This window comes from Salinibaculum salinum, from assembly GCF_037645885.1.
GTDB lineage: Archaea > Halobacteriota > Halobacteria > Halobacteriales > Haloarculaceae > Salinibaculum > Salinibaculum salinum.
In genome coordinates, this window is the sequence record NZ_JBBENW010000002.1 from 14902 (window position 1) to 36702 (window position 21801).

Below are 21801 nucleotides of genomic sequence, written 5' to 3' on the forward strand. Positions count from 1 at the left end.
CGGAAGTATTACAACTCGTCGGGAACGTCCGTCCGCTCTGCCCACGGCGTCGCCTCTCCCTGCCCGCCGGTCTTGTACGTCCCGTGAGCAGTTGCGATATGGGTTCCCGTCGAGTCGTGGATTTCGACGCGCGTCATCGCCAGACTCTGCCCGAACCGGACGACCTCGGCCTCGGCAGTGAGGTCCGTCGTCGCCGGTGCGAGGTAGTCGATGCGCATGTCGACAGTCGGTGAGACCGCCTTCGAGAGCGAGATGACCGCCGCACCTCCCGCGGTGTCCGCGAGTGCGTAGGTCGCCCCGCCGTGGATGACATCACCCGAGGGGTTCGAGAGGAGGTCCTCGGAGAACGGCAGACGGGCCTCGGCGCGGCCGTCCGCTGCGTCGGTCACCTCGATACCAAGCAGTTCGACGAATGGCGTCTGATTGAACAGCGACTCCATGTTTATATCCGTTACAGTACAGTGCGACGGATAAGCCTCCCCGAACGGTCGACAACTGAACAGGCGTGGTCGGCGACCGACAGGCTAGTGCGTGATACTCTGCATCGACAGCAGGTGTTCGGCGGCGTCCTCGACGGCGTCCATCGCGGCGTCGAGCGCCAGCAGGAGTTCGCGAACGACGAGCGCGTCGGCCGTCTCGTGGTCGGCAAACACAGCGTCGAGCGCGTCGTACTTGAAAGAGTCACAGGTTGTCTCCAGTTCGACGATCGTCTCGACCTCGTCGGCGACGACGATGGGGTCCCCCGACGTAACCAGGTTCTCGACGTAGGCGTCCGCGAGGTCGGCGAGGATGACCGTTCCCTCGACGACGAGTTCGCTCATCTCCCGGAATGCATCCCGCGTCTCCGTAGTCAGCGACGGGTGCATCGTCGCCAGTTCGCGGGCGAACCGCTCGCTCCGATTGGGCACGGCGTCGAGACGGCCGTAGAGACGCACGACATCGTCGGCGCGGAGATACACGTCCGTGTAGTTCGGCGGGAGCGACTCACCCAGAAGCGTGCTCAGTTCCCGCAGCGTCGCGTCACACTCTGATTCCTGTGTGTTCAGGCGATCGACCGTTGCGACGAACGCATCAGGGTTCTCACCGTAGGCGTCGACGATATCGGGGAGATGTGCCGTCGTCGCTTCGACCTGGTTCAGGTAGGTATCCGTCCGCGAGCGAATCTCGTCTGCGAACGCGCCGGTGACAGTTACCATCGGTCGAGTGGAACTGCCGTCACTCCCAAAGGGTTACTAAGAGTGCTATATATTGGTCGTGAGTACGGGGGACATCTCGGGACTGGACGCAACCCCAGAGCCAAGCCGACAGCCCGGCAGGCCGAAGCCGCGGTGGGGGCCGACCGCCGGCAGGTGGACACACAACAGGCACTGGGTGGAAGTCAGTGAATACAGGTGAACCGGCGGGCCGGTATCCCCGTGTTCCCAATCGGACGCAAGAGGCAAAACAGCAACCATAGTGCCCAATATTGCGCCGAGATAATGTATTATTCAGACACTAATTCCCCAATTCAGTTTCTGAATATTATTTTCTGCAAGCATCGCAGTGCCGGCGGCGGGTGCCCCGTGGCGTATTACTGCCCTCGCACAGTTCGGGACCGCCCTCAGACCACCTCGAATTCGATCGCCGCGCCCTGCCGCGACCATCTGTTTCGACTCGGGTCCGCGCTGCGGACCACTCATCCAAAAAGCTGGGACAAAAAACGCCCCCTCGCACGGCTCGGGGCCGCCCTCACGCTAGCTCGAATTCGATCGCCGCACCTTGCCCGAAGCCGACACACTCGGTGGCGAGTCCCAGTTCCGCGTCGCGCCGTTGCATCTCGTGCAAGAGCGTCACGGGCAGGCGCGCACCCGACGCGCCCAGCGGGTGCCCGAGCGCGATTGCGCCGCCGTTGACGTTGAAGATGTCGTCGTCAAAGCCGAGTTCGTCCCGGCAGTACAGCGTCTGTGAGGCAAAGGCTTCGTTCAGCTCCACGAGGTCGTACTCGTCGGTCTCTCGCCCCGTGCGCTCACAGAGCTGGCGGACGGCCGGGACCGGGCCGACACCCATGATAGTCGGGTCGACGCCCGCGACCTGGTGGTTGCCGACCTCGGCCATGATATCGAGGCCGTGGTCCTCCGCGTACGACCGACTCGTCACAGCGAGGGCCGATGCGCCGTCGGTCGTCTGAGAGGCGTTGCCCGGCGTGACCGTCCCCTCGGATTTGAACACCGTGGGCAGACTGGCCATCTTCTCCATGCTGGTGTCGTAGCGGATACCCTCGTCTTTCTCGACGGTTCCGTCCTCGGTCTCGATGGGGACGATCTCCTCGGCGAAGTCACCGGATTCGGTGGCGTCGGCGGCCCGGTCGTGACTCCGGAGGGCGTACTCGTCCTGGGCCTCCCGGGAGATGTCGAACTTCTCGGCGACCTTCTCGGCGGTCATCCCCATCTGGAGTTCGCCGACGTTGTAATACTCGTTCAGGCGAGGATGAACCTTGTGTGTATTCTCGCCCATCTTGACGCGTGACATCGATTCGACGCCGCCGGCGATGAGCACGTCGCGTTGCCCGGCGGCGATGGCGTCGGCCGCACGCATCACCGATTCGGCGGAAGACGCACACCACCGGTTGATGGTACTCGCGGGAACGGATTCGCCCAAGTTGGACATCAGCGCAATAACGCGTGCGACGTTGTTGCCCTGTTCGTCGCGCTGCTGGGCACAGCCCCACAGCAGGTCGTCGACGTCTTCACCGGCGAGTCCGGTGCTGTCGAGAATTTCGTCGATCAGTGGGATCGAGAGGTCTTCGCTGCGTACGTCGGCGAACGCGCCGTCTTCCTTGCCAAGCGGTGTCCGCAGTGCTTCGACGATGACTGGTTGTGCCATGGTCCCGACAACGACCGCCTGCCTGTTAAACGCTCACAAACGGTGAGCGAGAGAACTGGAGTTTCCGCCACCCATCGATAAGGCAGATGGGGACGTCCCTCTCTGTATGAGCGATCCAGACGTCGTCGTGCTCCGGAAGAGCGTCCACGGACGACCAATCGAAGCGTACGCCGAGACACTCCGCGAACGGCTGCCGGACAGAGACGTCCGGCTGGCACAGACGCCCGAACAGGAACGGGAACTGGTCGCGTCTGCACCGGTCGTAACGGGATTTCGGATGGACGAGGGGTTGCTGGACGCAGCCACGGAACTGGAGCTCTTTGCCTGTCTGTTCGCCGGGACCGGTCACCTCCCGCTGACCGCCTTCGAGGAGCGAGACATCGCTGTCACGAACGCGTCGGGTGTCCACGGCCCGAACATCGCGGAGTACGTCGTCGGGGCGATGCTCAGCTTCGCTCGTGGACTTCACCAGGGGTGGCAACAGACACAGCGCCGCGAGTGGCGACACTACCAGACGCGGGAACTCAAGGGCAGCACCGTGACGGTCGTCGGACTGGGCGCCATCGGTGAGACGGTCGTCGACCGCCTCGATCCGTTCGGCGTCGAGACGGTCGGCGTTCGCTACACGCCCGAGAAGGGCGGGCCGACCGACGAGGTCCTCGGGTTCGACGAGATACACGAGGCGTGTGCCCGGACGGACTATCTGGTGTTGGCCTGCCCGCTGACCGACGCGACGGAACGTCTCGTCGACGAGTCAGTGTTCGAGACGCTCCCGTCCGAATCGGTGCTGGTCAACGTCGCACGCGGCCCCGTCGTCGACACGGACGCCCTCGTTTCCGCCCTCCGCAGCAACGACATCCGCGGGGCCGCACTGGACGTGACCGACCCCGAACCGCTACCGGAAGACCACCCGCTGTGGACGCTGTCGAACGTCCTCGTCACGCCGCACAACTCCGGAGACACACCGCAGTACTACGAACGCGTCGCGGACATCCTGACGGAGAACCTCGACCGACGGGACCGCGGCGAGCAACTGCGGAATCGCGCGGTCTGAGACGGCGGGCAGCGAGCGGCAACGGCCGAACGCCGGTGGGTGACCCGGGTACTGACCGGCAATTCGAGGCACTTATGACGATTGCGTGGCAACGTTTGTGGGAATGAACGACCCGGAGTTAGCCGTCGTCGAGTTCGTGTTGACGGCCAACGTCTACAGCGAAGACAAGACACTGGAGCCGGACGACCTGCCGCCGTCGTATCGCGCCGTGTTCTACAGCGACGGACGAATCGAGCGACCACTCACCCCGACGATGGAGACGGCCGCCGAGGCGACGGGCGTCGACGAGCCCTGGAACGTCATCTCGGGACTAATGTTCACCGACAAGGACGACTTCGACGGTTCGCTCACCTTCACCGACCGCGAGATGGCCGAAGAGTGGTTCCACGACCGCGCGACCACCAGCGACATCCAGGACAATCCCGTCATCGCCAAGCACTTCGAAAGCGAAATTGAGGGGGCAGATTACGAGAGTGCCCGGCGGCAGAACCGACCCTCCCGAGCCGACCGCGCAGTCATCGACGACCTCCTCTCGGAGTACTTCGACGAGGACGAGGAGGGAGAGATGCTCGACCTCGTGGACGTTCGCGCGCCCTCGGAGATCGAGATGACCCTCGACGATATCGTCCTCACAGCGGACCAGGAAAACGAGATTCTCAAGATCGTCAAGGCCATCGAACACCGCGAGTACCTCGCCTCCATCGGCCTCCGTGAAATCGGGAAGCTCCTGTTCGTCGGCCCGCCGGGGACGGGGAAGACGACGGTGGCTCGCGCGCTCGCACGCAAACTCGACCTCCCCTTCGTCGAGGTCAAACTCTCGATGATCACCAGTCAGTATCTCGGCGAAACCGCCAAGAACGTCGAGAAGACCTTCGAGGTGGCAAAGCGCCTCTCGCCGTGTATCCTCTTTATCGACGAGTTCGACTTCGTCGCCAAGACCCGGTCGAGCGACGAACACGCCGCCATCAAGCGCGCGGTCAACACGCTCCTGAAGAGCATCGACGAAGTCTCGCTCGTGCAGGACGAGGTGCTCCTCATCGGCGCGACCAACCACCCCGACCAGCTGGACGCCGCCGCGTGGCGACGTTTCGACGAAATCGTCAACTTCCCCAAACCCGACCGCAACATGCGCTCGGACATCCTCGAGATCGTCACCCGCGAGATGGACATCCTCGATTTCGACCCCGGTGCGCTGGCAGAGATTACCGAGGGGCTGACCGGCAGCGACCTCCGACTGGTGCTCCGGGAAGCGGTGCTCGACGCGCTGACCGAGGAGCGGACGACGCTGACCCAGCAGGACCTCAGGGACGCCGTCGAGGACTTCGAAGAGCGTGACACGCTGAAGAACATGGACATGATAGAGGGAGACCACGACGCGCTGGTCGCTGGCGGTGACCTCGGTGGCGGCAGCGACGGTCACGACCACGACCACTGACTGGACACGCCGTCGACGAGTTTCAGAACGTGACGATTTCGTAGTCGTCGTCGACCAGCGAGCGGATGCTCGGGTGGCCGTCGTTGGCTGAGAGGCGATCGAGATCCGCCGACAGGACGGCGTTGTCGACGCCGTGGGCGCTCGCGCAGTACTCACAGACGGCCACCACGTCCCGGACGACAGTGTAGAGGTCGTGGTACTCGTACTCCGCGGATTCGAGAATCGGAATCCACTGGGTGCCGGCTCCGTCGAAGATGAGCCTGACCTCGTCACCGGCCTCGATGAACTCCCTCGCGGCGACCATCGCGTTGATGACGCGTCCGGCATCCGAGGAGTCGTCGGTTCCCGCGTACACGACGAGTGCGGCCTTCGCCATATCATTCCCAGGGACTGGCCCAACAAATAACCGCCGTCCCCGGCCGATTTCGAGTCGGACCATTTAGGCGCTGTCGGCCCCACCCCCCGACGTGATGGAGGTCACACTACTCGGGACGGGCGACACCACGGGGACGCCGACGGTCGGCTGTGACTGTGAGACGTGTACCGAGGCCAAAAACCGGAACGTCGAGCGCACTCGCTTTTCCGTCCACGTCCACAACGAACGGACCGGCGAGTCGCTGCTGGTCGATGCCAGCCCCGACTTTCGCCAGCAGTTCCTCCGCGAGGATCTCCCGGCCCCCGACGCCGTTATCATCACCCACATTCACTTCGACCACCTCCACGGTCTGGGCAACGTCTTCCGGCTGACCCGGTCGCTACCGGTCCACGCCACAAACCGGACCGACCCAAAGACGGGCGAAAGCGTCGCCGAGACGGTTCAGCGACAGTACGACTACCTCGCCGCACTCGACGTATCTGGCGAGACGCCACTGGAGTCGTTCGAGGCAGCGGGGTTCGACTGCCGGCTCGTTCCCGTCGACCACCCGCCACTGGTCTGTTACGGGCTCGTCGTCGAAGACCCAGAGACTGGCGCGAAGCTGTCGATTAGCGGCGACACAACCTACGACATCCCGGACGTCTCGCGGGACGCACTCCGCAATCCGGACCTGCTGATTGCGGACGGCATCGTCCACGCCGGCTTTTGCGAACAGCACTCGCTGGGCGGCAAGCATCACGACAGCGATGGGGTCCCGCGGACGTTCGGGACGAAACACATGACCTTCGAGGGCGCGCGTGCGCTCGCGGCCAATCTGGATGCCGACCGCCATCGGCTGGTCCACGTCTCGCATTTCACGCCGCCCGAACGGGCCTTCGACGCGGACCTGGCCGTCGACGGCGAGCGGTTCCAGCTGTGAGCGCGAGACCGACAGGGGTTTTGGTCGCCCCTGATACGCACCGATATGGAAAAGACGCGGCTGAAACGATTGTTGCTGACAGCGACGGTTGCACTGTTGGTTGCGACGGCGGGTTGTAGCAGCCTCACTGGTGGCAACGGCGCCAACGACGGAAACGGCGACGGTGCCAGCGGGTCGGGCTACGACGTGGCCGGGGCCGACCTCGACGGGCAGACGCTGACGGACGCGACGAGCGATAGCGTCGAGAGCGCGGGCTCGTTTACCGTCGAAACGACCACGACGTTCACGACAAGTCAGGGCGGCGAAGAACAGACCTCGACGAGTGAGTCGACCCTTCGAGTCAACCTCGACGACGACCGCGGCATCCGGAACCAGACACAGACCGTCGATAGCGGTGACGGGGCCCAGGAGCAGTCCACCGTCGTCTATACGGACGGCAGTACCTCCTACCGCAAGCAGACCGCCCAGGGCGAGACCTCCTACGACCAGCAGGACGGTGAGCCACAGAGCTTCGGCGGCATTCAGCCGGTCAACACCGCCGCCTTCGCACAGAACTACACCGGAATCGTCGACGGCTTTGCCTGGGAACAGTCCGGGAGTAGCGAAGTCGACGGCGACGCAGTCACCGAGTATTCGCTGACCGGCGAGCCCGACAGAGATACCCTCGGACTCGGCGAGAACGCGACCATCGAGGACGCGAGCGGCACGCTGTACGTCGACAGTGACGGTGCCGTCAGGCAGGTAGACATCGCGTACACGGTCACCACCCAACAGGGGACGACGAGCATCGACGCGACGACGAACCTCTCGAATGTCGGCTCGACGAGCGTCGAGGAGCCCGGCTGGCTCTCAGAGGCGAGCTGAACCGAGCCGAGAGCCGATACACCCACATTGGTTTGGGACGAACGATTTTCCAATGGGACCCGTCCCACAGTGCATGGGCGACTGTGACGACATCATTGAACAGCATCTTGTACTGGCACTGAGCATCATCGTCGCGGTCGGAGCCGCCGCCTACGCGGTCATTTCCTTCGTGATGCGCCAGACGGTCGACCCCGTCGAAGTCGGGCTGTTCGCCGTCGTCTTCGCAGTGGTCTATCTCGTCTTTGCCTTCTACTCCGACACCATCGAATCGCTCGTCGGGTCGAACTAGTCGTCGACGTAGCGGTCCAGCCCGCTCTGGCGGCGTTTTCGACCAGCGGGGTCCGGCTCCCACGGCGTCCGCGCCGCGCGGAGGCCGTCGATGTTCTGGTCTGGTGCGTCGGTCGGGTCGTGACCCCCACAGGCGGGCCCACAGTCGGTCGCTGGCCGGACGACGCGCTCCTTGTACGGACAGTACGGCAGCCCGTCGTCGTCGGGCGCGACGCGAGCGCAGTCCGGGAAATCGAACGTTCGCCAGCCCTTGCCGTAGGCGCGTTCGGCGACCCGACAGCGTGCGCGTGCCTTCTCCGCGGCGGTCGCGACCCTGATTTCGGTTCGCGCACTGGTTCGCTCGACGATTTCGATGCCGGCCTCGTCTGTCGGCAGCGGCTCAGCCTCTCGAATTACGGTCCGCTCGCCGGACTCGGGGTCGAATCGCCAGACGCCGACAGCCTCTGGAATCCGATTCAGATGCGCGCCGGTGACGTGGGATTCCGTTGCGAGGACGACTTCGTCGACGAGCGCGAGTGTCACGTCGGTCAGCAGTTGCGTTTCGAGCGCGCCGGGCCGACCGAGGTCGGGTTTGTTCTCGATGCCGACGATGCGGTCGAACCAGTCGTCGGGGTAGCGGGTCGTCTGGCGGACGTACGTGCGGCCGGAGCGGCGCTCGCGTTCGAAAAACCCCACGTCGACGGCCCACTCGACGAGCGAGCGCGCGCGGTCGGGATGACAGTCGAAGGCATCCTTCCAGAAGCGGGCCGAGCCGGGACCGACGTCGCTCTCGATCGCCGGCAGCGGGATGCGCTCGCTGGTGATGGCGGCCCGCTCGTCGAAGCCCGGCCCGGGTTCGACGAGGAGCGTATCGAGGATGCGCCGGTCGTGGATCGCGGTGCCGAGCTGACGGCTGACGATGGCATCGCGTTCCCGTTCGAAGTGGGCACAGAGTGCCAGCTCGAAGGCGAACTCGGACACACCCCAGCGTAGACAGCGGTCGTATAAAAAGCCGTCAGAGCGTCCGTTCGCCGGCCTCGATGGTCGTCTCCAGCCAGTTTTCCTCGGGCGGGAGCGGACAGGAGAACGTCTCGCTGTAGGCGCAGAACGGGGAGTAGGCGATGTTGAAATCGATGGTGACCGCGTCCCCGTCTTCGAGCGCGCGGTCGGGTTCCAGTTCCATGTAGCGACCGCCGTGGTAGGTCTGCTGGCCGGTCGTCTTGTCCCGGAAGGGGACGAAGATGGTGTCGTCTTCGGCAGGCTCCTGCTGGTAGCCCGCGAGTTCGTAGCTCTCGCCGTCGAGTTCGAACTCGAAGGTCACGACCCGGAGATAACGGACGGTGCGGTCGTCGCTGGTGTCCATCTCGACCGGTTCGGGGTCGTCGTGGGCGGTGACAGTCGTCTCGACACGATACGTCGGGTCGGGGTCGAAGTAGTCCAACCCCTCGAAGTCGTCGCGGTCTTCGGGCGGGATTGGCGACTGGCGGTGCTCGGAGAGAAAGCGGTCCTTCTCGGCGCGGTTCTCGCGGAGACGCTCGGCCCACGCGTCGGTCTCGGTCATAGCCACCCTAACAGAGCGGGGAGTATCAGTCCGGCGGCTGGCGAGCGGGGGCAGCAAAAAAGCGCAAACAGTAGGTTTATCACCGGCAGGGGGCGAACCTCTACCAGGATTACTGTCGAGATGACAGCGAACAAACAACCGGAGGTAAACATCGGGCTCGTCGGCCACGTCGACCACGGGAAGACCACCCTGGTCCAGGCGTTGAGTGGCCAGTGGACGGACCAGCACTCAGAGGAGATGAAACGCGGTATCTCCATCCGTCTTGGCTACGCCGACGCAACCTTCCGACACTGTCCGGATATGGACGAACCGGAGCGGTACACCGTCGACGAGGAGTGTCCGGACGGCTCAGAAAGTGAGCCGCTCCGGACGGTCTCCTTCGTGGACGCACCCGGCCACGAGACGCTCATGGCCACCATGCTGTCGGGTGCCGCCATCATGGACGGTGCCGTGCTCGTCATCTCGGCGAGCGAACCGGTACCACAGGCACAGACCGAAGAACACCTGATGGCGCTCGATATCATCGGCATCGAGAACATCGTCATCGCGCAGAACAAGGTCGACCTCGTCGACCGCGAGCAGGCCGAGGCGAACTACGAGCAGATTCAGGACTTCGTCGAAGGCACCGTCGCCGAAGGGGCACCCATCGTCCCCATCAGCGCCCAGCAGGAGGTCAACATGGACCTCCTCATGCACGCCATCGAAGAAGAGATTCCGACGCCGGACCGGGACCCCGACGCCGACGCCGAGATGCTCGTCGCGCGTTCCTTCGACATCAACCGCCCGGGCACGACCTGGGAGGAGCTCGCTGGCGGCGTCCTCGGCGGGTCGCTCGTCGCGGGCGAACTCGAACCCGACGACGACATCGAACTCAAACCCGGCCGGGAGGTCGAGGAAGGCGGCCAGACCGAGTGGCAACCCGTCGAGACCACCGTCCGGTCGCTGCAGGCAGGCGGCAACCCCGTCGAGACGGCGACACCAGGTGGACTGCTGGGTGTCGGGACGGGACTCGACCCCGCCATCACGAAGGGTGACGCGCTCGCGGGACAGGTCGCTGGCCCGCCGGGTACGCTGCCGCCGGTCCACGAGCAGTTCACGATGGACGTGGAACTGCTGGACCGCATCGTCGGCGCGGACGCAGAGGAAGAGGAGGTCGACGAGATCTCGACCGGCGAGCCGCTGATGCTCACCGTGGGCACGGCGACGACGGTCGGGTCGGTCACGAGCGCCCGCTCGGGCGAGTGTGAGGTGGCGCTGAAACGCCCCGTCTGTGCCGAGCCGGGCGTCAAAATCGCCATCAACCGCCGCGTCGGCGCGCGCTGGCGACTCATCGGCTTCGGGACGCTCCGGGAATGAGCGTCGTGCTGGACACGAACGCGCTGATGATGCCCGTCGAATGTAACGTCCGGGTGTTCGAGGAACTCGATAGGCTCCTCGGGTCGCCCGACTGCGTGACGCCACGGGCAGTCGTCGAGGAACTCACCAAACTCGCAGATGGTTCGAGCGAGGAGGCGACGGCGGCCAGCGTCGGGCTGGACCTCGTCGAGCGGTGTCGTGTCCAGGAGACGACAGCGGCGTACGCGGACGACGCAGTCATCGAGTTGGCACAGGCAGACGACGTGACACACGTCGTGACGAACGACAAACCCCTACAACAGCGTCTGCGCGACGCGGACGTATCAGTAATTAGTTTACGGGGGAAGAACAAACTCGGCATCACTAACTAATGTACAAACGGGTCACACTACGCGATACGGTCGAGGTTCCGCCCAAGCATCTGGCGGACGTGACGCCCGCCCTCGTCAAGAACCTGCTCCAGGACAAACTGGAGGGGCGCGTCGACGAGGACGTGGGGTCTGTGGTATCGGTCATCGAAGTCAAAGATATCGGCGACGGCGCGGTCCTGCCAGGGAAAGAGGGCGTCTACTTCGAAGCGGAGTTCGACGCGGTCACCTTCGACCCGCAGATGCAGGAAGTCGTCGACGGCGAGGTCGTCGAAGTGGTCAACTTCGGCGCCTTCGTCGGCATCGGTCCGGTCGACGGACTGTTACACGTCTCCCAGATTTCAGACGAGTATCTCGCCTACGACGAGGAGGGACAGGCGCTGGCCTCACGCGAATCCAACCGGACGCTGGGCGTCGGTGACGCCGTCCGGACGCGCATCGTCACCAAGAGCATCGACGAGCGCAACCCGCGGGACTCGAAGATCGGCCTCACCGCCAAACAGGTCGGACTGGGCAAACACGGCTGGCTGAAAGAAGAGCGCGAGAGTCGCCAGGCACAGGCGGAAGGTGAGTGAGCATGGCTGACAGACTCGTCTGCCGCGAGTGCCACCGCGTCCAGGAATCCGTCGAGACAGACTCCTGTCAGTCCTGTGGCTCCACCTCGCTGACCGAAGACTGGGCGGGCTACGTCGTTATTACCCATCCCGAGGAGAGCGAGATTGCCGCCGAGATGGGCGTCACGGAACCGGGGCAGTACGCACTGAAGGTACGGTAGTGTGACAGAGGCAGTCGTCGAACTCCAGCCGGCGTTGCGCCCGAAGCTCAAGGAGCCGATGGGCCCGATTTACACCGACACCGAAGAACTGCTGGCAACGGCCCAGCAACCGATTATCACCGTCGGCGACATGGTCACCTACCACCTGCTGCGGGCAGGTCGGATCCCCGACGTGGCCCTGGTCGACGAACACACCGAGCGCACGGCCGTCGAGGACAGCGTCGTCGACGCCTTCGAGGGATTCGACCGTGAGGTCACGGTGTCGAACCCGCCTGCCACGTTGACCGCGGAGTTACTGACGGCGCTCCGGACGGCGATCCAGCGAGCCGGCGAAGAGACGACGCTCATCGTCGTCGACGGCGAAGAAGACCTGGCGACGCTGCCGGCGCTAGTCGCCGCACCGACCGGTGCGAGCGTCGTCTACGGCCAACCCGGCGAGGGGATGGTCCACGTGGAAGTGACCCGGACGACGTCCGACCGTGCGCGGGACCTCCTCTCGCAGATGGACGGCGAGCCGCGACGCCTCTGGTCAGTGCTTTTGGACGAGTAGTGTAAAGATCGCGCGCGAGTTACTGCGGACGCGGGACGCTGATATTCTGCAGGTATCCACCGCACGTGCAGAGCCGTCCATCCGGGTCCTCGACGCGCGTTCCGCAGTCGAGACACTCGTAGATCGGTGCCTGCGACGGTGCCGGGTCTTCTTTTGTCATCTCTGTACGAGCTACGGTAACAGTACGCAATAAGCTTGTGATTATGTAACAAGTTGGCTCAAATCCGACGCAAAACGAGCACGTATCGAGTGAGTGAGCGGTGGACCTGCCGGTCGAAGGCGGCCTCGGTCGTCCAGCCGGCCTCGTGGGCTGGCTGTGCCCACGGCCGGTCGCCGACGATGACACACCGCGGAGCGACCCGGTGAGCCTCCTGCAGGGCGTCGAGAACGAGACTGTTTATTTCCCCCTCGATTTTCGACTGGCGGCCGTACGGGGCATCGAAGACAACGGCATCGACGGCGTCGTCGGCGACGGGGAGCGAGCGTGCGTCACCACGGACAACGTCCCACCCAGTGTCGAGACCAGCCGCGAGGTTCTGGTGGGTGCCCCGGACCATCTTCTCCTGTGCGTCGAGGCCGAGCGCGCGCGCGCCGACGAGGCCCGCTTCGAGCAAAATTCCGCCGGTGCCACACATCGGGTCCAGCACGGTCGCGCCCGGGCGCGCCCCGGCCATGTTGACGAGTGCGCGCGCCAGCAGCGGGTCCATGCTTCCGGGCTGGAAAAAGGGGCGGTCGGTTGGTCTGCGGTCGCCGAAGTCGCGGACGCTCTCGGTAACGAGCCACCCGACGGCGCAGGTCTCCTCGGTAAAGAGGACGCGGAGTTCGTTGTCGGGGTCGTCGAGGTCGACGGCGTGGCCGCGGTCGACGAGGACCTGTCCGAGTTCCCGCTCTGCTCGCTGGGTGTCGATATCGGTCCGACCCCGGACGTTTTCGGCGCGGACGGCGACGCTCCCGGTGCGCTGAATCGCGGTCGCCTCGAGCAGCGTGCGGGCGCTGTCCACATCAGGGTCGCACTGCCCGAGGAGTTCGCTCGCGGCGTGTGTGTACGCCAGAGTGCGAATCCGGTCGGTGACACCGCGTGCGGTCGCCAGCCCCGGCGCGAGGACGGTCACGTCAGAGGCAGCGCTCTCGGCCTCGAACGCCGCAAACTCGTCGTCCTGTCCGCCGAGTTCGAGTACGTACACATGCTGTCTGACGACGGCGTGCCTATCAGCGTATCGGTCAGCCACCTGCCCGCTCGCCCTGAAAACGCAGGCTCGACCCCGGCAAATGCCGGCAACATTCTCTTATAAATGCAGACATCGTCACCGTCAGGACAGTCGAACGTCAGGATTCTGACCGCTCTCTGATGCGGCGGTCGTGGCCATGCCACGAACCTTTATATGCTTTAAATACGACGTTTAAGTCGAGTCATGGTTGACCCAAAGGAGACCATCAACATCGAAAACGTCGTCGCCTCGACTGGAATCGGGCAGGAGCTCGACCTCCAGAGCGTGGCGATGGATCTTGAAGGGGCCGATTACGATCCGGAGCAGTTCCCCGGTCTCGTCTATCGGACACAGGAGCCCAAATCGGCGGCACTCATCTTCCGCTCGGGGAAAATCGTCTGTACCGGTGCAAAGAGCACCGACGACGTCCACGAGAGCCTCCGCATCGTCTTCGACAAGCTCCGCGAACTGAACATCGAGGTCGACGAGGAGCCGGAAATCATCGTCCAGAACATCGTCACCTCCGCGGACCTGGGCCGTAATCTCAATCTCAACGCCATCGCAATCGGGCTCGGACTGGAGAACATCGAGTACGAACCCGAGCAGTTCCCCGGTCTCGTCTACCGGCTGGACGACCCCGACGTGGTGGCGCTGCTGTTTGGCTCGGGCAAACTCGTCATCACCGGCGGAAAGAAGCCCGACGACGCGCGCGAAGCCGTCGACAAAATCGTCTCGCGTCTCGAAGACCTCGGCCTCCTGGAGTAAGCGACCCGTCTCTCTCCAGAACACAGCCTACAAGATAGCGCCAGCCCAAGCCAGCGTATGCTCCTCCAGTCTTCGGTGGACATCACGGGCGGTGGACTGCTCGCGCTTCTCGTCACCTTTCTGCTGGCGACGCTGTTTTACGCCGTCACGCTCCACCTGGCAGCCACCTTTTTTATCGGTGATGTGCCCAGCCAGCGCGCCGCCACCGTCGCACCCGTGCCCGCTCTCGTGAGTCTGCTTCTCCAGCAGTACGGCATCGGCAGCGGCATCGTCTCCCCCGGCGTCGGCGTCCTCATCACGATCGGTGCGACGCTGCTGGCTGACGCTATCGCCATCAGTTTCGTCTACCGCCTGAAGTGGTCCTCGGCGATTCCGCTCACGCTCCTCCATTTCACCTTCGCCGCCGTGCTCGGCATCGCACTCGGCAACCTCTTCGGGTTCATCTAATTTGCGAACAGACGGTTTCGTCGTTCGCTCCGTCTCAGACGACCAGCAGGGCCAGCGTGAACACCCCGCCAGTCGTGAGTACGCCGGCCGCGAGAAACAGCCAGTTCGCAGCCCTGTTTTTCGCCAACACCAGATCGTAGGAGATGTGTCGACTCGAAAACGGCGTAAACGGTGTCACGCCCATCGGCGTGATAGAATCAGCGGCGATGTGCGAGCAGATCGTGACGAAGCCGACGAGAAAGCCAAACCCGGCGAGTGCTATCGCCGAAACGACACCCAGTCCCTCACCGAAAAGCAGCCCCGCCGTGCCGACAGCGAGGCCGACGAAGACGGCAAACCAGACGGTGTGGGTCGGTCCGCGGTGGTCGACGAACGGAATCCGGGTATCGAAGTCGGGTACCATCGCGAGCGCGACGGCGACGGCACCGCCGGCAAACGCCAGCGGCCGGAAGCCGGCGACAGCGACCACAAATCCGATGGGCGCGTACGCGAGCAGCGCCGCGCCGTAGTGACCCTTCTGGTACACACCGGTCGAAGGGACCGAGCGGTCTTAGGTTTCTCTGGTCACTGCCCAGTCACACCGGGTCGTGGTCGACGCGATATCGGCGGTCGCCGTCCTCGATAGTGGTCACGTCACTGGCCTCGTAGAAGCGAATCTCCCGTTCTTGCTTGGTTCGGACCGGAAAGTCGTAGTGGTCGGCGTCGTAGCGCAAGTCGTCATCGTCGGCCCGGCAATCGGCGACGAACTCGCGATGGCCGTCGAGGCGGTCCGCTATCACGGTCCGGGAGAGGTCGGGAACATCGCCGACGCGCTCGTCGAAGTGCGCCAGAAACTCCCTGTCGAGTTCGCATCCCACGGAGTTGCGGCCGGCGACCATCGCCGCGAGCGTCGTCGTCCCTGTCCCCCAGAAGGGATCCAGCACGGTATCGCCGTAGACGGAGTACATATTGATCAGCCGGTACGGGATCTCGAAGGGGTAGGCGGCCGCGCGGTCGCGCAACTCCTCGGCTGCGAGGTCCTGCACGCGGCCGCGCACGTCCGTCCAGAGATCGGTGAACCACCGATTTCGCTCCTCCCAGAAGAAGGCGCTCTCGTAGCGGTGGGCAGCGCCGGGTTCGAACGACCGCCGTGATCCCTTCCGAAAGACCAGCACGTACTCGTGTTCGAGCGTGACGTAGGCGTTGGGCGGAACCATTCCCGACCCCATAAACTTCGCCGCGCTGTTCGACGGTTTGTGCCAGAGCACGTCCGGCAGCGGGTCGAAACCCAGTCTCTCAAACGTGTCTGTGATGCGGGCGTGGTTCGGATAGACGCGGAAGCGACCGTCGACCTTCCGCGTGGCGTCGCCGACGTTGATGCAGGCGATGCCACCGGGGACGAGCACCCGGTCGAGTTCCGCCCACACCTCGTCGAGTGCGTCGTGCATCGCGTCGAAGGCCGCCTGTCCGTTCCCGGCAGCGAGCGCGCTGCCCGCATCGGGTGCGAGCGTCGCAAAGAGGTCGTCCCACATCTCTATCATCGGATAGGGCGGTGAGGTGACGACCAGTTCGACCGATTCGTCGGGAACGGAGAGGTCCCGGGCGTCGCCGATGGTGACCCGGTGCGTCGTTTCGAAGGCCCCGTCAGCAGATGGTGCGCTGTCGTCGTCGGCCATCACTCGACGAGGCGCTCAATTTCAGTCACGAGAATGTCGCTCGCGCCCATCTCCTTGAGGTCGCTGATGGTCTCGAAGACGCGGCTCTCCTCGACGACGGCGTGGACCGCGACCAGCTCACCGCCGGCGATGTCCATCACCGTCGGCCCACCCATCCCCGGAATCACGTCTTTCACGTCCTGTAGCTTCTCCTCCGGGACGTTCATCATCAGGTAGCGTTTGTCCTCCGCCGAGAGCACCGAGGCGAGTGCAGTGGTCACCTGCTCGACTTTCTCGTCGTCTTTCGTGTCGGGACGGGCAAAGAGACGGACGGAAGAACTCAGCACTTCGTCGACGATGCCCAGTCTGTTCATCCGCAGCGTCGTTCCGGTGGAGGTGATGTCGACGATAGCGTCGGCGATATCGACGTGTGGCGTGAGTTCCGTCGCGCCAGAGACTTCCGCGATGTCCACGTCGACAGCTTTGTCCGCAAAATAATTACGGGTGATGTTCGGGAACTCGGTCGCGACGGTACCGCCGTCGAGGTCGGCAACCGTTTCGATATCACCCTCCTCCGGTGCGGCCAGCACGAGTCGGCAGGAGCCGTAGCCGAGGTCGAGTAAATCCACGAGGCCGGTTTCCGATTCCTGTTCCTGGTCGTAGCCGGTGATACCGATGTCGGCGGCCCCGTCGGCGACGTACTCGGGGATGTCTGCGGCACGAGCGAAGAGGACGGTCACGTCGGGGTCGACGGTGTCAGCGTAGAGTTTGCGGTCGGCCCCGTCGACGAGGTGGAGGCCGGCACGCTCCAGCAGATCGAGTGTCGGGTCGTGGAGACGGCCCTTGTTGGGCACGGCAATGCGCATACTGGCAGGTCACACTCGGCGGGCAACTGTCTTTCCCTCTCTCGGCAGGACTCAATCTGTCCCAGTCGTCCGCTCGCGCCCACCCTCGCGCGCGGGCAAGAACAGATAGACGACGCCAGCCAGTGCCGACAACCCGGCCAGCAGGAAGAACGCCTCCGCGAAGAGCGCGCGATCTGCCATCGCTCCCACAACCGTCGAACCGAACGCGCCGACAGTGAAGAAGCCAGTCCGAAGTAACCCCCACGCAGTCCCGCGAACTGCCGTCGGGAGCAGCGAGACGATGTAGGAGTTTGTCACCGGTCCCATCGAGAGACGGACGCCGAGACAGACCGCCAAAACAGCGAGAACCAGCGTCCCAGAGGCGAAGGGCAACGCGACTAGCGGGACGACGCCGGAGAAGGCGACGGCGGCGAGGACAGGACCGTGCCCGTAGCGGTCCGCGAGTCCGCCCCCGACCGACTGCCAGACGGCACCCGACACGAACAGCAGGCCAAAGAGCAGACCAGCGGTCCCCGCCGAAAGGTGCTTGACATTGACGAGGTAGGTCGTAAAGAAGGCAGTCAGCCCCTGAAAAATAAAGAGCATCAGCGTCACGCCGAGAACGGCGAGGCCGATGCGGCGCGTCCGGATTGCATCGGCGACTGCTGCGGCGACGGCGCGGACACTCTCCGTGCCGCCGTCGGTCGCCGGGACCGCGCCAGCCGACTGCCCGCCGGGAACGACCCGCCAGAGCGCGAGTGCAGCCACCAGAAAGCCGGGTATCGTAATGGCGATAGCCGTCCGCCAGCCAGCGACCGCGGCGACGACCGTCGCAATCGCCGGCAGGAGCGCCGCGCCGAGACTCCCTGCTGCCAGCACGCCGCCGAAGGCGAGCCCATCGCGGTCGGGAAAGGTTCGCGAGAGGACGATTCCGCGGGGTGGGCCGTACAGCCCCGTCCCGAAGCCGAAGGCGGCCGTCGCCGCGAGGAACACACCAAACGTTGGTGAGAACGCGTAGCCGACCAGTCCGGCCGCGCCGACAAGAACGCTGGCGACCAGCAGGCGACGCTCACCGAGGCGGTCGACGAGTGCGCCAGCGGGAAACTGCATCATAGCGTAGGTAACCCACAGCAACGTAATGGCCCCGCCAGCGGTGGCGTTCGAGACCGAGAAATCCTGGGTGATAGACGGCAGGAGTGCGGGGACAACAAAGCGCAGTCCGAGGACGAAAAACCAGCCAGCAGCAACCGCGAGGAGCGTCCAGCCGCGGCCGTCGCCGTGAACGTCCTGAAGCGTCTCCCGGAGAGTTGCGAGTGTCGAACGAACGGTGGATGACACTACCGAGAGAAGGGGACCGACGGGAAAGACGCTGACGCTCTCAATCCGAGGATTGACACTCCCCGGCGGCAAACGCCGCGGTATGAGTTCACTTCTCGTCACCGGCGGGCGCGTCCTCCGACCGGACGCGACCGTCGACAGGGCCGACGTACTCGTCGACCAGGACGCCGGCACAATCGAGGCCGTTGGGACGGACATCGCGTCCAGCGCGGCCGACACGCTCGACGCCGACGGCGACCTCGTCATCCCCGGCCTCGTCAACGCCCACACCCACGTCGCGATGACGCTGTTTCGCGGTCACGCCGACGACAAACCGCTCGACGCGTGGCTACAGGAGGACATCTGGCCGGTCGAGGCGGAACTGAAGGCCGAGGACGTTGCCGCCGGCGCTCGTCTCGGCATCGCCGAGATGATTCGCTCGGGGACGACCGCCTTCGCCGATATGTACTTTTTCATGCCCGAAGTCGCCGACGTGGTCGCCGAGACGGGCGTTCGCGCCCGTCTGGGTCACGGCTGTATCTCCGTGGGCAAGGACGACGAGAGCGCCCGCGCGGACTTCCGGGAGGGCATCGACTTCGCCCGGGAGTACGACGGCACGGCAGACGGCCGCGTTGAGACGATGTTCACGCCACACTCGCTGACGACGGTGTTCGAGGACCACTTTGACGAGTTCGTCCCCGAAGCGAAGGCGGCCGGCGTCCCGATTCACTTCCACGCCAACGAGACGACCGACGAGGTCGACCCCATCGTCGAGGAACGCGACCGCCGACCGCTCGACTGGGCCGACGAACTGGGGCTCCTGGCCGATGATTCCTTCATCGCCCACGGTGTCCACGTCGACCGCTCGGAGATGGCGTTGCTCGCCGATCGCGGCACAGCCGTCGTCCACTGCCCAGCCTCGAACATGAAACTCGCCAGCGGGATGGCACCCGTCCAGGAACTGCTCGACGCCGGCGTGACTGTCGGCCTCGGGACGGACGGTGCGGCCTCGAACAACGACCTCGACATGTTCGACGAGATGCGCGACGCCGCGATGCTGGGCAAACTCGCCGCCGACGACGCCAGCGCCGTCGACGCGGCGACGACCGTCGAGATCGCGACGCAGGGCAGCGCCGACGCCATCGGTATCGACAGCGGGCGTATCGAAAAGGGTGCGAACGCCGACCTCGCCGTCGTTGATTTGGACGCGCCCCATCTGACGCCACAGCACGATCTCGTGAGCCATCTCGCGTACGCCGCCAGCGGGAGCGACGTTCGCCACACCGTCTGTGACGGCCAGGTGCTGATGCGAGACCGCGAGCTGACGACTATCGACGAAGCGGCCGCGCTCGAACAGGCACAAGAGCGTGCGCAGGCACTCGTCGCGCGGGCGGAGTGACTACTCCCCGACAGTGCGCCCGGTGACTGCTTCGAGGTGTTTCAGCAGTGCCATCATGTCCTCCCCGCCGTGACCGAGCGCGCGTGTAGCGCTCGCAGCCTCGCGGGTCGCCGCCGTCGCCGGCAGGGGCACCTCCGTCTCGCCGGCCGCGTCGAGAGCGAGATTCAGGTCCTTGAACAGCAGGTCGACCGGAAACTGCGGCGTGAAGTCACGCTCACGGACGACTGGCCCCTTGTAGTCGTACAGCGGCGCACCGAGGACGCCGCCCTGAATCACGTCGAGCACCTCCTCCAGCGGCAGGTCTTGCCCATCGGCGAAGGCCAGCGCCTCCGCGAACCCCTCCATCAGCACACCGAGCATGAGGTTCGTCGTGAGTTTCATGCTCGTTCCATCGCCGACGCCGCCGACGTGACGGACGTCGCCGAACACCGAGAGGAGCGACTTCGTTTCGGCGAAAATATCCTCGTCGGCTCCCGCAAGTACCAGCAAGTCGCCAGACTCCGCAGGGCCGATGGTCCCGAGAACAGGCGCATCGACGTAGGCTCCGCCCGCCTCACGAACGGCCGCAGCCACCTCTTCAGTCGCCCCCTGGGAGACGGTAGAGGCGTCGACGACGACAGTTCCCTCGCGGAGTCCCGCCAGAACGCCGTCCTCGCCGAGTGTGACCGCTCGAAGCGCCTCGGGCCCAGTGAGCATCGTGACAATGGCCTCCGAATCTGCTGCGAGTGCGGCCGGTGTGTCGTACGTGCGGACGCCAGCGTCCGCAAACGGGTCCATCCTGGAGGCAGTGCGGTTGTAGACCCCGAGGTCGTATTCGTCGGCAACGTGCCACGCCATCGGTTCGCCCATCGCGCCAAGTCCGATGAAGCCAATTTGCTCCATGGACGGCCGTTCGAACGCGACTCAATAATGCGTTCCGCCGCGGACGGCTGTTAAACGACGAGTTCTGTTTCTAAACCGTATAGCCGATTCTGAGCGAGTCTGAGCTGGCGTGAACGACTGGTAAACAGCCTGAACCACGTGTGGGGTTTAGTGGGAAGTAAGCTGCACAGAAGAACAAGCATGACGCGCAAACTGTGTGCACTGGTGTTGGCGACGCTGCTACTGTGTGCGACGCCGCTGGCAGGGGTAGCGGCGGCCGGAGACGCAGGAAACACGGCTGGCAATACCACGGAGGAGACTGCCGGAAACGACTCGACAACTGATGATTCGACCACGGACGACGAGACGGCCGGGAACGACTCGGTCGGCAACGAGACTGACAGCGGGTCACTCCCGTTCGGCCTGCAGGTCTCTTCGTTCGTCGACGATGCAAAAGAGAACGAAAGCGGGCCGCTCGGACCGCTCGTCGCGTCGTTCGTCGTCTCGAACAACCCCGGCAACGCGCCCGACCACGCCGGTCCGCCGTCCTGGGTCGTCGGTGGTGACGACGCAGACGAGAACGAAACCGATGACCGCGGCCCACCGGAAGACGTGGGTCCGAACGGCACGCAGGGACCGCCTGACGATGCTGGACCCAGCGGACCCGAAAGTGGTGGTCCGCCCGCTGATGCTGGCCCTGACGACGACAAACAGGGGCCACCGGCCGATGCCGGTCCCGGCAATGACGAAGCAGAGGATGCCGAGGAAATCGACGAAGAAAGTGAAAGCGACGACGATGATGAAGATGAGGAAGACAACGACGATGACGACCGCCACGGTCCCCCGGATCACGCAGGGCAGTCCTGAGTCACCGACGCGTTCGGTGGACTGAATAGCCGACTGCTGTCCCCGCTTCGGTAGGGTTTTTTGATCGCTCC

Annotated in this window: 27 protein-coding genes; 14 read left to right on the forward strand and 13 right to left on the reverse strand. The window is 64.6% G+C overall.

The features are described 5' to 3' along the window. Positions 1–8 precede the first annotated feature (8 nt). The 3 genes from WDJ60_RS02950 to WDJ60_RS02960 form a co-directional block, all read right to left on the reverse strand. Positions 9–440, reverse strand: coding sequence for a PaaI family thioesterase (locus WDJ60_RS02950; RefSeq protein ID WP_340098378.1), 432 nt, complete (start codon positions 438–440; stop codon positions 9–11). A gap of 84 nt (positions 441–524) precedes the next feature. Continuing rightward, positions 525–1196 carry a hypothetical protein gene (locus WDJ60_RS02955; RefSeq protein WP_340098379.1) on the reverse strand — a complete coding sequence of 224 codons (672 nt, stop codon included), beginning with the start codon at positions 1194–1196 and terminating at the stop codon, positions 525–527. Between the two features lie 532 nt (positions 1197–1728). Then, positions 1729–2862, reverse strand: coding sequence for a thiolase family protein (locus WDJ60_RS02960; protein ID WP_340098380.1), 1134 nt, complete (start codon positions 2860–2862; stop codon positions 1729–1731). Positions 2863–2968: 106 nt separating this feature from the next. Between WDJ60_RS02960 and WDJ60_RS02965 the strand changes: the two genes are divergently transcribed. Then, the gene (locus tag WDJ60_RS02965) at positions 2969–3916 is read left to right on the forward strand and encodes a D-2-hydroxyacid dehydrogenase (RefSeq protein WP_340098381.1); all 948 of its coding nucleotides are present in this window, start codon (positions 2969–2971) and stop codon (positions 3914–3916) included. A gap of 103 nt (positions 3917–4019) precedes the next feature. After that, positions 4020–5351 (forward strand): ATP-binding protein, encoded by a 1332-nt coding sequence (locus WDJ60_RS02970; RefSeq protein WP_340098382.1) that lies wholly within the window; start codon positions 4020–4022, stop codon positions 5349–5351. A 22-nt stretch (positions 5352–5373) separates the two neighbouring features. Here WDJ60_RS02970 and WDJ60_RS02975 read toward each other — a convergent pair whose 3' ends face one another. Then, the gene (locus WDJ60_RS02975; protein WP_340098383.1) at positions 5374–5727 is read right to left on the reverse strand and encodes a hypothetical protein; all 354 of its coding nucleotides are present in this window, start codon (positions 5725–5727) and stop codon (positions 5374–5376) included. Between the two features lie 94 nt (positions 5728–5821). Between WDJ60_RS02975 and WDJ60_RS02980 the strand changes: the two genes are divergently transcribed. The 3 genes from WDJ60_RS02980 to WDJ60_RS02990 all read left to right on the forward strand — a co-directional run bounded on the left by WDJ60_RS02980 (position 5822) and on the right by WDJ60_RS02990 (position 7799). Next, the gene (locus WDJ60_RS02980) at positions 5822–6646 is read left to right on the forward strand and encodes an MBL fold metallo-hydrolase (RefSeq protein ID WP_340098384.1); all 825 of its coding nucleotides are present in this window, start codon (positions 5822–5824) and stop codon (positions 6644–6646) included. Between the two features lie 45 nt (positions 6647–6691). Further along, positions 6692–7510: a DUF7537 family lipoprotein gene (locus WDJ60_RS02985; RefSeq protein ID WP_340098385.1), complete on the forward strand. Its 819-nt coding sequence runs from the start codon at positions 6692–6694 to the stop codon at positions 7508–7510. A 73-nt stretch (positions 7511–7583) separates the two neighbouring features. After that, positions 7584–7799, forward strand: a complete 216-nt coding sequence (locus tag WDJ60_RS02990; protein WP_340098386.1) for a hypothetical protein — start codon at positions 7584–7586, stop codon at positions 7797–7799. Here the strand turns inward: WDJ60_RS02990 and WDJ60_RS02995 are convergent. Together WDJ60_RS02995 and WDJ60_RS03000 are read right to left on the reverse strand one after the other, a co-directional pair. Beyond that, positions 7796–8758: a DUF5787 family protein gene (locus WDJ60_RS02995; RefSeq protein ID WP_340098387.1), complete on the reverse strand. Its 963-nt coding sequence runs from the start codon at positions 8756–8758 to the stop codon at positions 7796–7798. The genes WDJ60_RS02990 and WDJ60_RS02995 overlap by 4 nt on opposite strands. A 34-nt stretch (positions 8759–8792) precedes the next feature. Beyond that, entirely contained in the window at positions 8793–9338 is a 546-nt protein-coding gene (locus WDJ60_RS03000) for a DUF1684 domain-containing protein (RefSeq protein ID WP_340098388.1), read from the reverse strand. Positions 9339–9458: 120 nt separating this feature from the next. Here WDJ60_RS03000 and WDJ60_RS03005 point away from each other — a divergent pair, with 120 nt between their 5' ends. The 5 genes from WDJ60_RS03005 to WDJ60_RS03025 are packed head-to-tail and all read left to right on the forward strand — an operon-like array spanning position 9459 to position 12387. Beyond that, positions 9459–10694, forward strand: coding sequence for a translation initiation factor IF-2 subunit gamma (locus tag WDJ60_RS03005; RefSeq protein WP_340098389.1), 1236 nt, complete (start codon positions 9459–9461; stop codon positions 10692–10694). Further along, positions 10691–11065 (forward strand): PIN domain-containing protein, encoded by a 375-nt coding sequence (locus WDJ60_RS03010; RefSeq protein WP_340098390.1) that lies wholly within the window; start codon positions 10691–10693, stop codon positions 11063–11065. The genes WDJ60_RS03005 and WDJ60_RS03010 overlap by 4 nt, the downstream gene beginning before the upstream one ends. Then, positions 11065–11637 (forward strand): DNA-directed RNA polymerase, encoded by a 573-nt coding sequence (locus WDJ60_RS03015; RefSeq protein ID WP_340098391.1) that lies wholly within the window; start codon positions 11065–11067, stop codon positions 11635–11637. The genes WDJ60_RS03010 and WDJ60_RS03015 overlap by 1 nt, the downstream gene beginning before the upstream one ends. Before the next feature lie 2 nt (positions 11638–11639). Next, the gene (gene spt4, locus WDJ60_RS03020) at positions 11640–11837 is read left to right on the forward strand and encodes a transcription elongation factor subunit Spt4 (RefSeq protein ID WP_340098392.1); all 198 of its coding nucleotides are present in this window, start codon (positions 11640–11642) and stop codon (positions 11835–11837) included. A gap of 1 nt (position 11838) precedes the next feature. Then, positions 11839–12387 (forward strand): GTP-dependent dephospho-CoA kinase family protein, encoded by a 549-nt coding sequence (locus WDJ60_RS03025; RefSeq protein WP_340098394.1) that lies wholly within the window; start codon positions 11839–11841, stop codon positions 12385–12387. Positions 12388–12406: 19 nt separating this feature from the next. On the opposite strand, the gene WDJ60_RS03030 is transcribed toward WDJ60_RS03025, so the two are convergent. Together WDJ60_RS03030 and WDJ60_RS03035 are read right to left on the reverse strand one after the other, a co-directional pair. Continuing rightward, positions 12407–12547, reverse strand: a complete 141-nt coding sequence (locus WDJ60_RS03030) for a rubrerythrin-like domain-containing protein (RefSeq protein WP_340098395.1) — start codon at positions 12545–12547, stop codon at positions 12407–12409. A gap of 58 nt (positions 12548–12605) precedes the next feature. Beyond that, positions 12606–13571 carry a methyltransferase domain-containing protein gene (locus tag WDJ60_RS03035; RefSeq protein WP_340098396.1) on the reverse strand — a complete coding sequence of 322 codons (966 nt, stop codon included), beginning with the start codon at positions 13569–13571 and terminating at the stop codon, positions 12606–12608. Between the two features lie 228 nt (positions 13572–13799). Here WDJ60_RS03035 and WDJ60_RS03040 point away from each other — a divergent pair, with 228 nt between their 5' ends. Both WDJ60_RS03040 and WDJ60_RS03045 read left to right on the forward strand, forming a co-directional pair. Further along, positions 13800–14360 (forward strand): TATA-box-binding protein, encoded by a 561-nt coding sequence (locus tag WDJ60_RS03040; RefSeq protein ID WP_302082013.1) that lies wholly within the window; start codon positions 13800–13802, stop codon positions 14358–14360. A 57-nt stretch (positions 14361–14417) separates the two neighbouring features. Beyond that, the gene (locus WDJ60_RS03045) at positions 14418–14807 is read left to right on the forward strand and encodes a DUF7473 family protein (protein WP_340098399.1); all 390 of its coding nucleotides are present in this window, start codon (positions 14418–14420) and stop codon (positions 14805–14807) included. Between the two features lie 34 nt (positions 14808–14841). On the opposite strand, the gene WDJ60_RS03050 is transcribed toward WDJ60_RS03045, so the two are convergent. Genes WDJ60_RS03050 through WDJ60_RS03065 form a run of 4 tightly spaced genes read right to left on the reverse strand, consistent with a single transcriptional unit; the run spans position 14842 to position 18624 of the window. Next, complete coding sequence (locus tag WDJ60_RS03050) at positions 14842–15333, reverse strand: metal-dependent hydrolase (protein WP_340098400.1); 492 nt, start codon at positions 15331–15333, stop codon at positions 14842–14844. Between the two features lie 49 nt (positions 15334–15382). After that, positions 15383–16462 (reverse strand): DNA-methyltransferase, encoded by a 1080-nt coding sequence (locus WDJ60_RS03055; protein ID WP_340098401.1) that lies wholly within the window; start codon positions 16460–16462, stop codon positions 15383–15385. Beyond that, positions 16462–17307, reverse strand: coding sequence for an ATP phosphoribosyltransferase (hisG, locus tag WDJ60_RS03060; protein WP_340098403.1), 846 nt, complete (start codon positions 17305–17307; stop codon positions 16462–16464). Before hisG ends, WDJ60_RS03055 begins: the two co-directional genes overlap by 1 nt. A gap of 51 nt (positions 17308–17358) precedes the next feature. Next, complete coding sequence (locus WDJ60_RS03065; protein WP_340098404.1) at positions 17359–18624, reverse strand: MFS transporter; 1266 nt, start codon at positions 18622–18624, stop codon at positions 17359–17361. Between the two features lie 82 nt (positions 18625–18706). Between WDJ60_RS03065 and WDJ60_RS03070 the strand changes: the two genes are divergently transcribed. Further along, a complete protein-coding gene (locus tag WDJ60_RS03070) occupies positions 18707–20002 on the forward strand; it encodes an amidohydrolase (protein ID WP_340098405.1) in 1296 nt (431 codons plus the stop codon). Here the strand turns inward: WDJ60_RS03070 and WDJ60_RS03075 are convergent, their stop codons facing one another. Continuing rightward, positions 20003–20884: an NAD(P)-dependent oxidoreductase gene (locus WDJ60_RS03075; protein WP_340098406.1), complete on the reverse strand. Its 882-nt coding sequence runs from the start codon at positions 20882–20884 to the stop codon at positions 20003–20005. It abuts the gene before it with no gap. Between the two features lie 180 nt (positions 20885–21064). On the opposite strand from WDJ60_RS03075, the gene WDJ60_RS03080 reads away from it, so the two are divergent. Continuing rightward, positions 21065–21730 carry a hypothetical protein gene (locus tag WDJ60_RS03080; protein ID WP_340098408.1) on the forward strand — a complete coding sequence of 222 codons (666 nt, stop codon included), beginning with the start codon at positions 21065–21067 and terminating at the stop codon, positions 21728–21730. Positions 21731–21801: the final 71 nt, after the last annotated feature.

What these genes read in the sequence shown, in the direction of transcription:
- WDJ60_RS02955 (WP_340098379.1), bottom strand. Translation starts at nt 1,196, where the DNA reads ATGGTAACTGTCACCGGCGCGTTCGCAGACGAGATTCGCTCGCGGACG.
- WDJ60_RS03005 (WP_340098389.1), top strand. Translation starts at nt 9,459, where the DNA reads ATGACAGCGAACAAACAACCGGAGGTAAACATCGGGCTCGTCGGCCAC.
- hisG (WP_340098403.1), bottom strand. Translation starts at nt 17,307, where the DNA reads ATGCGCATTGCCGTGCCCAACAAGGGCCGTCTCCACGACCCGACACTC.
- WDJ60_RS03080 (WP_340098408.1), top strand. Translation starts at nt 21,065, where the DNA reads ATGACGCGCAAACTGTGTGCACTGGTGTTGGCGACGCTGCTACTGTGT.
- WDJ60_RS03010 (WP_340098390.1), top strand. Translation starts at nt 10,691, where the DNA reads ATGAGCGTCGTGCTGGACACGAACGCGCTGATGATGCCCGTCGAATGT.
- WDJ60_RS02990 (WP_340098386.1), top strand. Translation starts at nt 7,584, where the DNA reads ATGGGCGACTGTGACGACATCATTGAACAGCATCTTGTACTGGCACTG.
- WDJ60_RS03015 (WP_340098391.1), top strand. Translation starts at nt 11,065, where the DNA reads ATGTACAAACGGGTCACACTACGCGATACGGTCGAGGTTCCGCCCAAG.
- WDJ60_RS03000 (WP_340098388.1), bottom strand. Translation starts at nt 9,338, where the DNA reads ATGACCGAGACCGACGCGTGGGCCGAGCGTCTCCGCGAGAACCGCGCC.
- WDJ60_RS02960 (WP_340098380.1), bottom strand. Translation starts at nt 2,862, where the DNA reads ATGGCACAACCAGTCATCGTCGAAGCACTGCGGACACCGCTTGGCAAG.
- WDJ60_RS03040 (WP_302082013.1), top strand. Translation starts at nt 13,800, where the DNA reads ATGGTTGACCCAAAGGAGACCATCAACATCGAAAACGTCGTCGCCTCG.
- WDJ60_RS02970 (WP_340098382.1), top strand. Translation starts at nt 4,020, where the DNA reads ATGAACGACCCGGAGTTAGCCGTCGTCGAGTTCGTGTTGACGGCCAAC.
- WDJ60_RS02985 (WP_340098385.1), top strand. Translation starts at nt 6,692, where the DNA reads ATGGAAAAGACGCGGCTGAAACGATTGTTGCTGACAGCGACGGTTGCA.
- WDJ60_RS03055 (WP_340098401.1), bottom strand. Translation starts at nt 16,462, where the DNA reads ATGGCCGACGACGACAGCGCACCATCTGCTGACGGGGCCTTCGAAACG.
- WDJ60_RS02965 (WP_340098381.1), top strand. Translation starts at nt 2,969, where the DNA reads ATGAGCGATCCAGACGTCGTCGTGCTCCGGAAGAGCGTCCACGGACGA.
- WDJ60_RS03045 (WP_340098399.1), top strand. Translation starts at nt 14,418, where the DNA reads ATGCTCCTCCAGTCTTCGGTGGACATCACGGGCGGTGGACTGCTCGCG.
- spt4 (WP_340098392.1), top strand. Translation starts at nt 11,640, where the DNA reads ATGGCTGACAGACTCGTCTGCCGCGAGTGCCACCGCGTCCAGGAATCC.
- WDJ60_RS02950 (WP_340098378.1), bottom strand. Translation starts at nt 440, where the DNA reads ATGGAGTCGCTGTTCAATCAGACGCCATTCGTCGAACTGCTTGGTATC.
- WDJ60_RS02975 (WP_340098383.1), bottom strand. Translation starts at nt 5,727, where the DNA reads ATGGCGAAGGCCGCACTCGTCGTGTACGCGGGAACCGACGACTCCTCG.
- WDJ60_RS03075 (WP_340098406.1), bottom strand. Translation starts at nt 20,884, where the DNA reads ATGGAGCAAATTGGCTTCATCGGACTTGGCGCGATGGGCGAACCGATG.
- WDJ60_RS02980 (WP_340098384.1), top strand. Translation starts at nt 5,822, where the DNA reads ATGGAGGTCACACTACTCGGGACGGGCGACACCACGGGGACGCCGACG.
- WDJ60_RS03070 (WP_340098405.1), top strand. Translation starts at nt 18,707, where the DNA reads ATGAGTTCACTTCTCGTCACCGGCGGGCGCGTCCTCCGACCGGACGCG.
- WDJ60_RS03030 (WP_340098395.1), bottom strand. Translation starts at nt 12,547, where the DNA reads ATGACAAAAGAAGACCCGGCACCGTCGCAGGCACCGATCTACGAGTGT.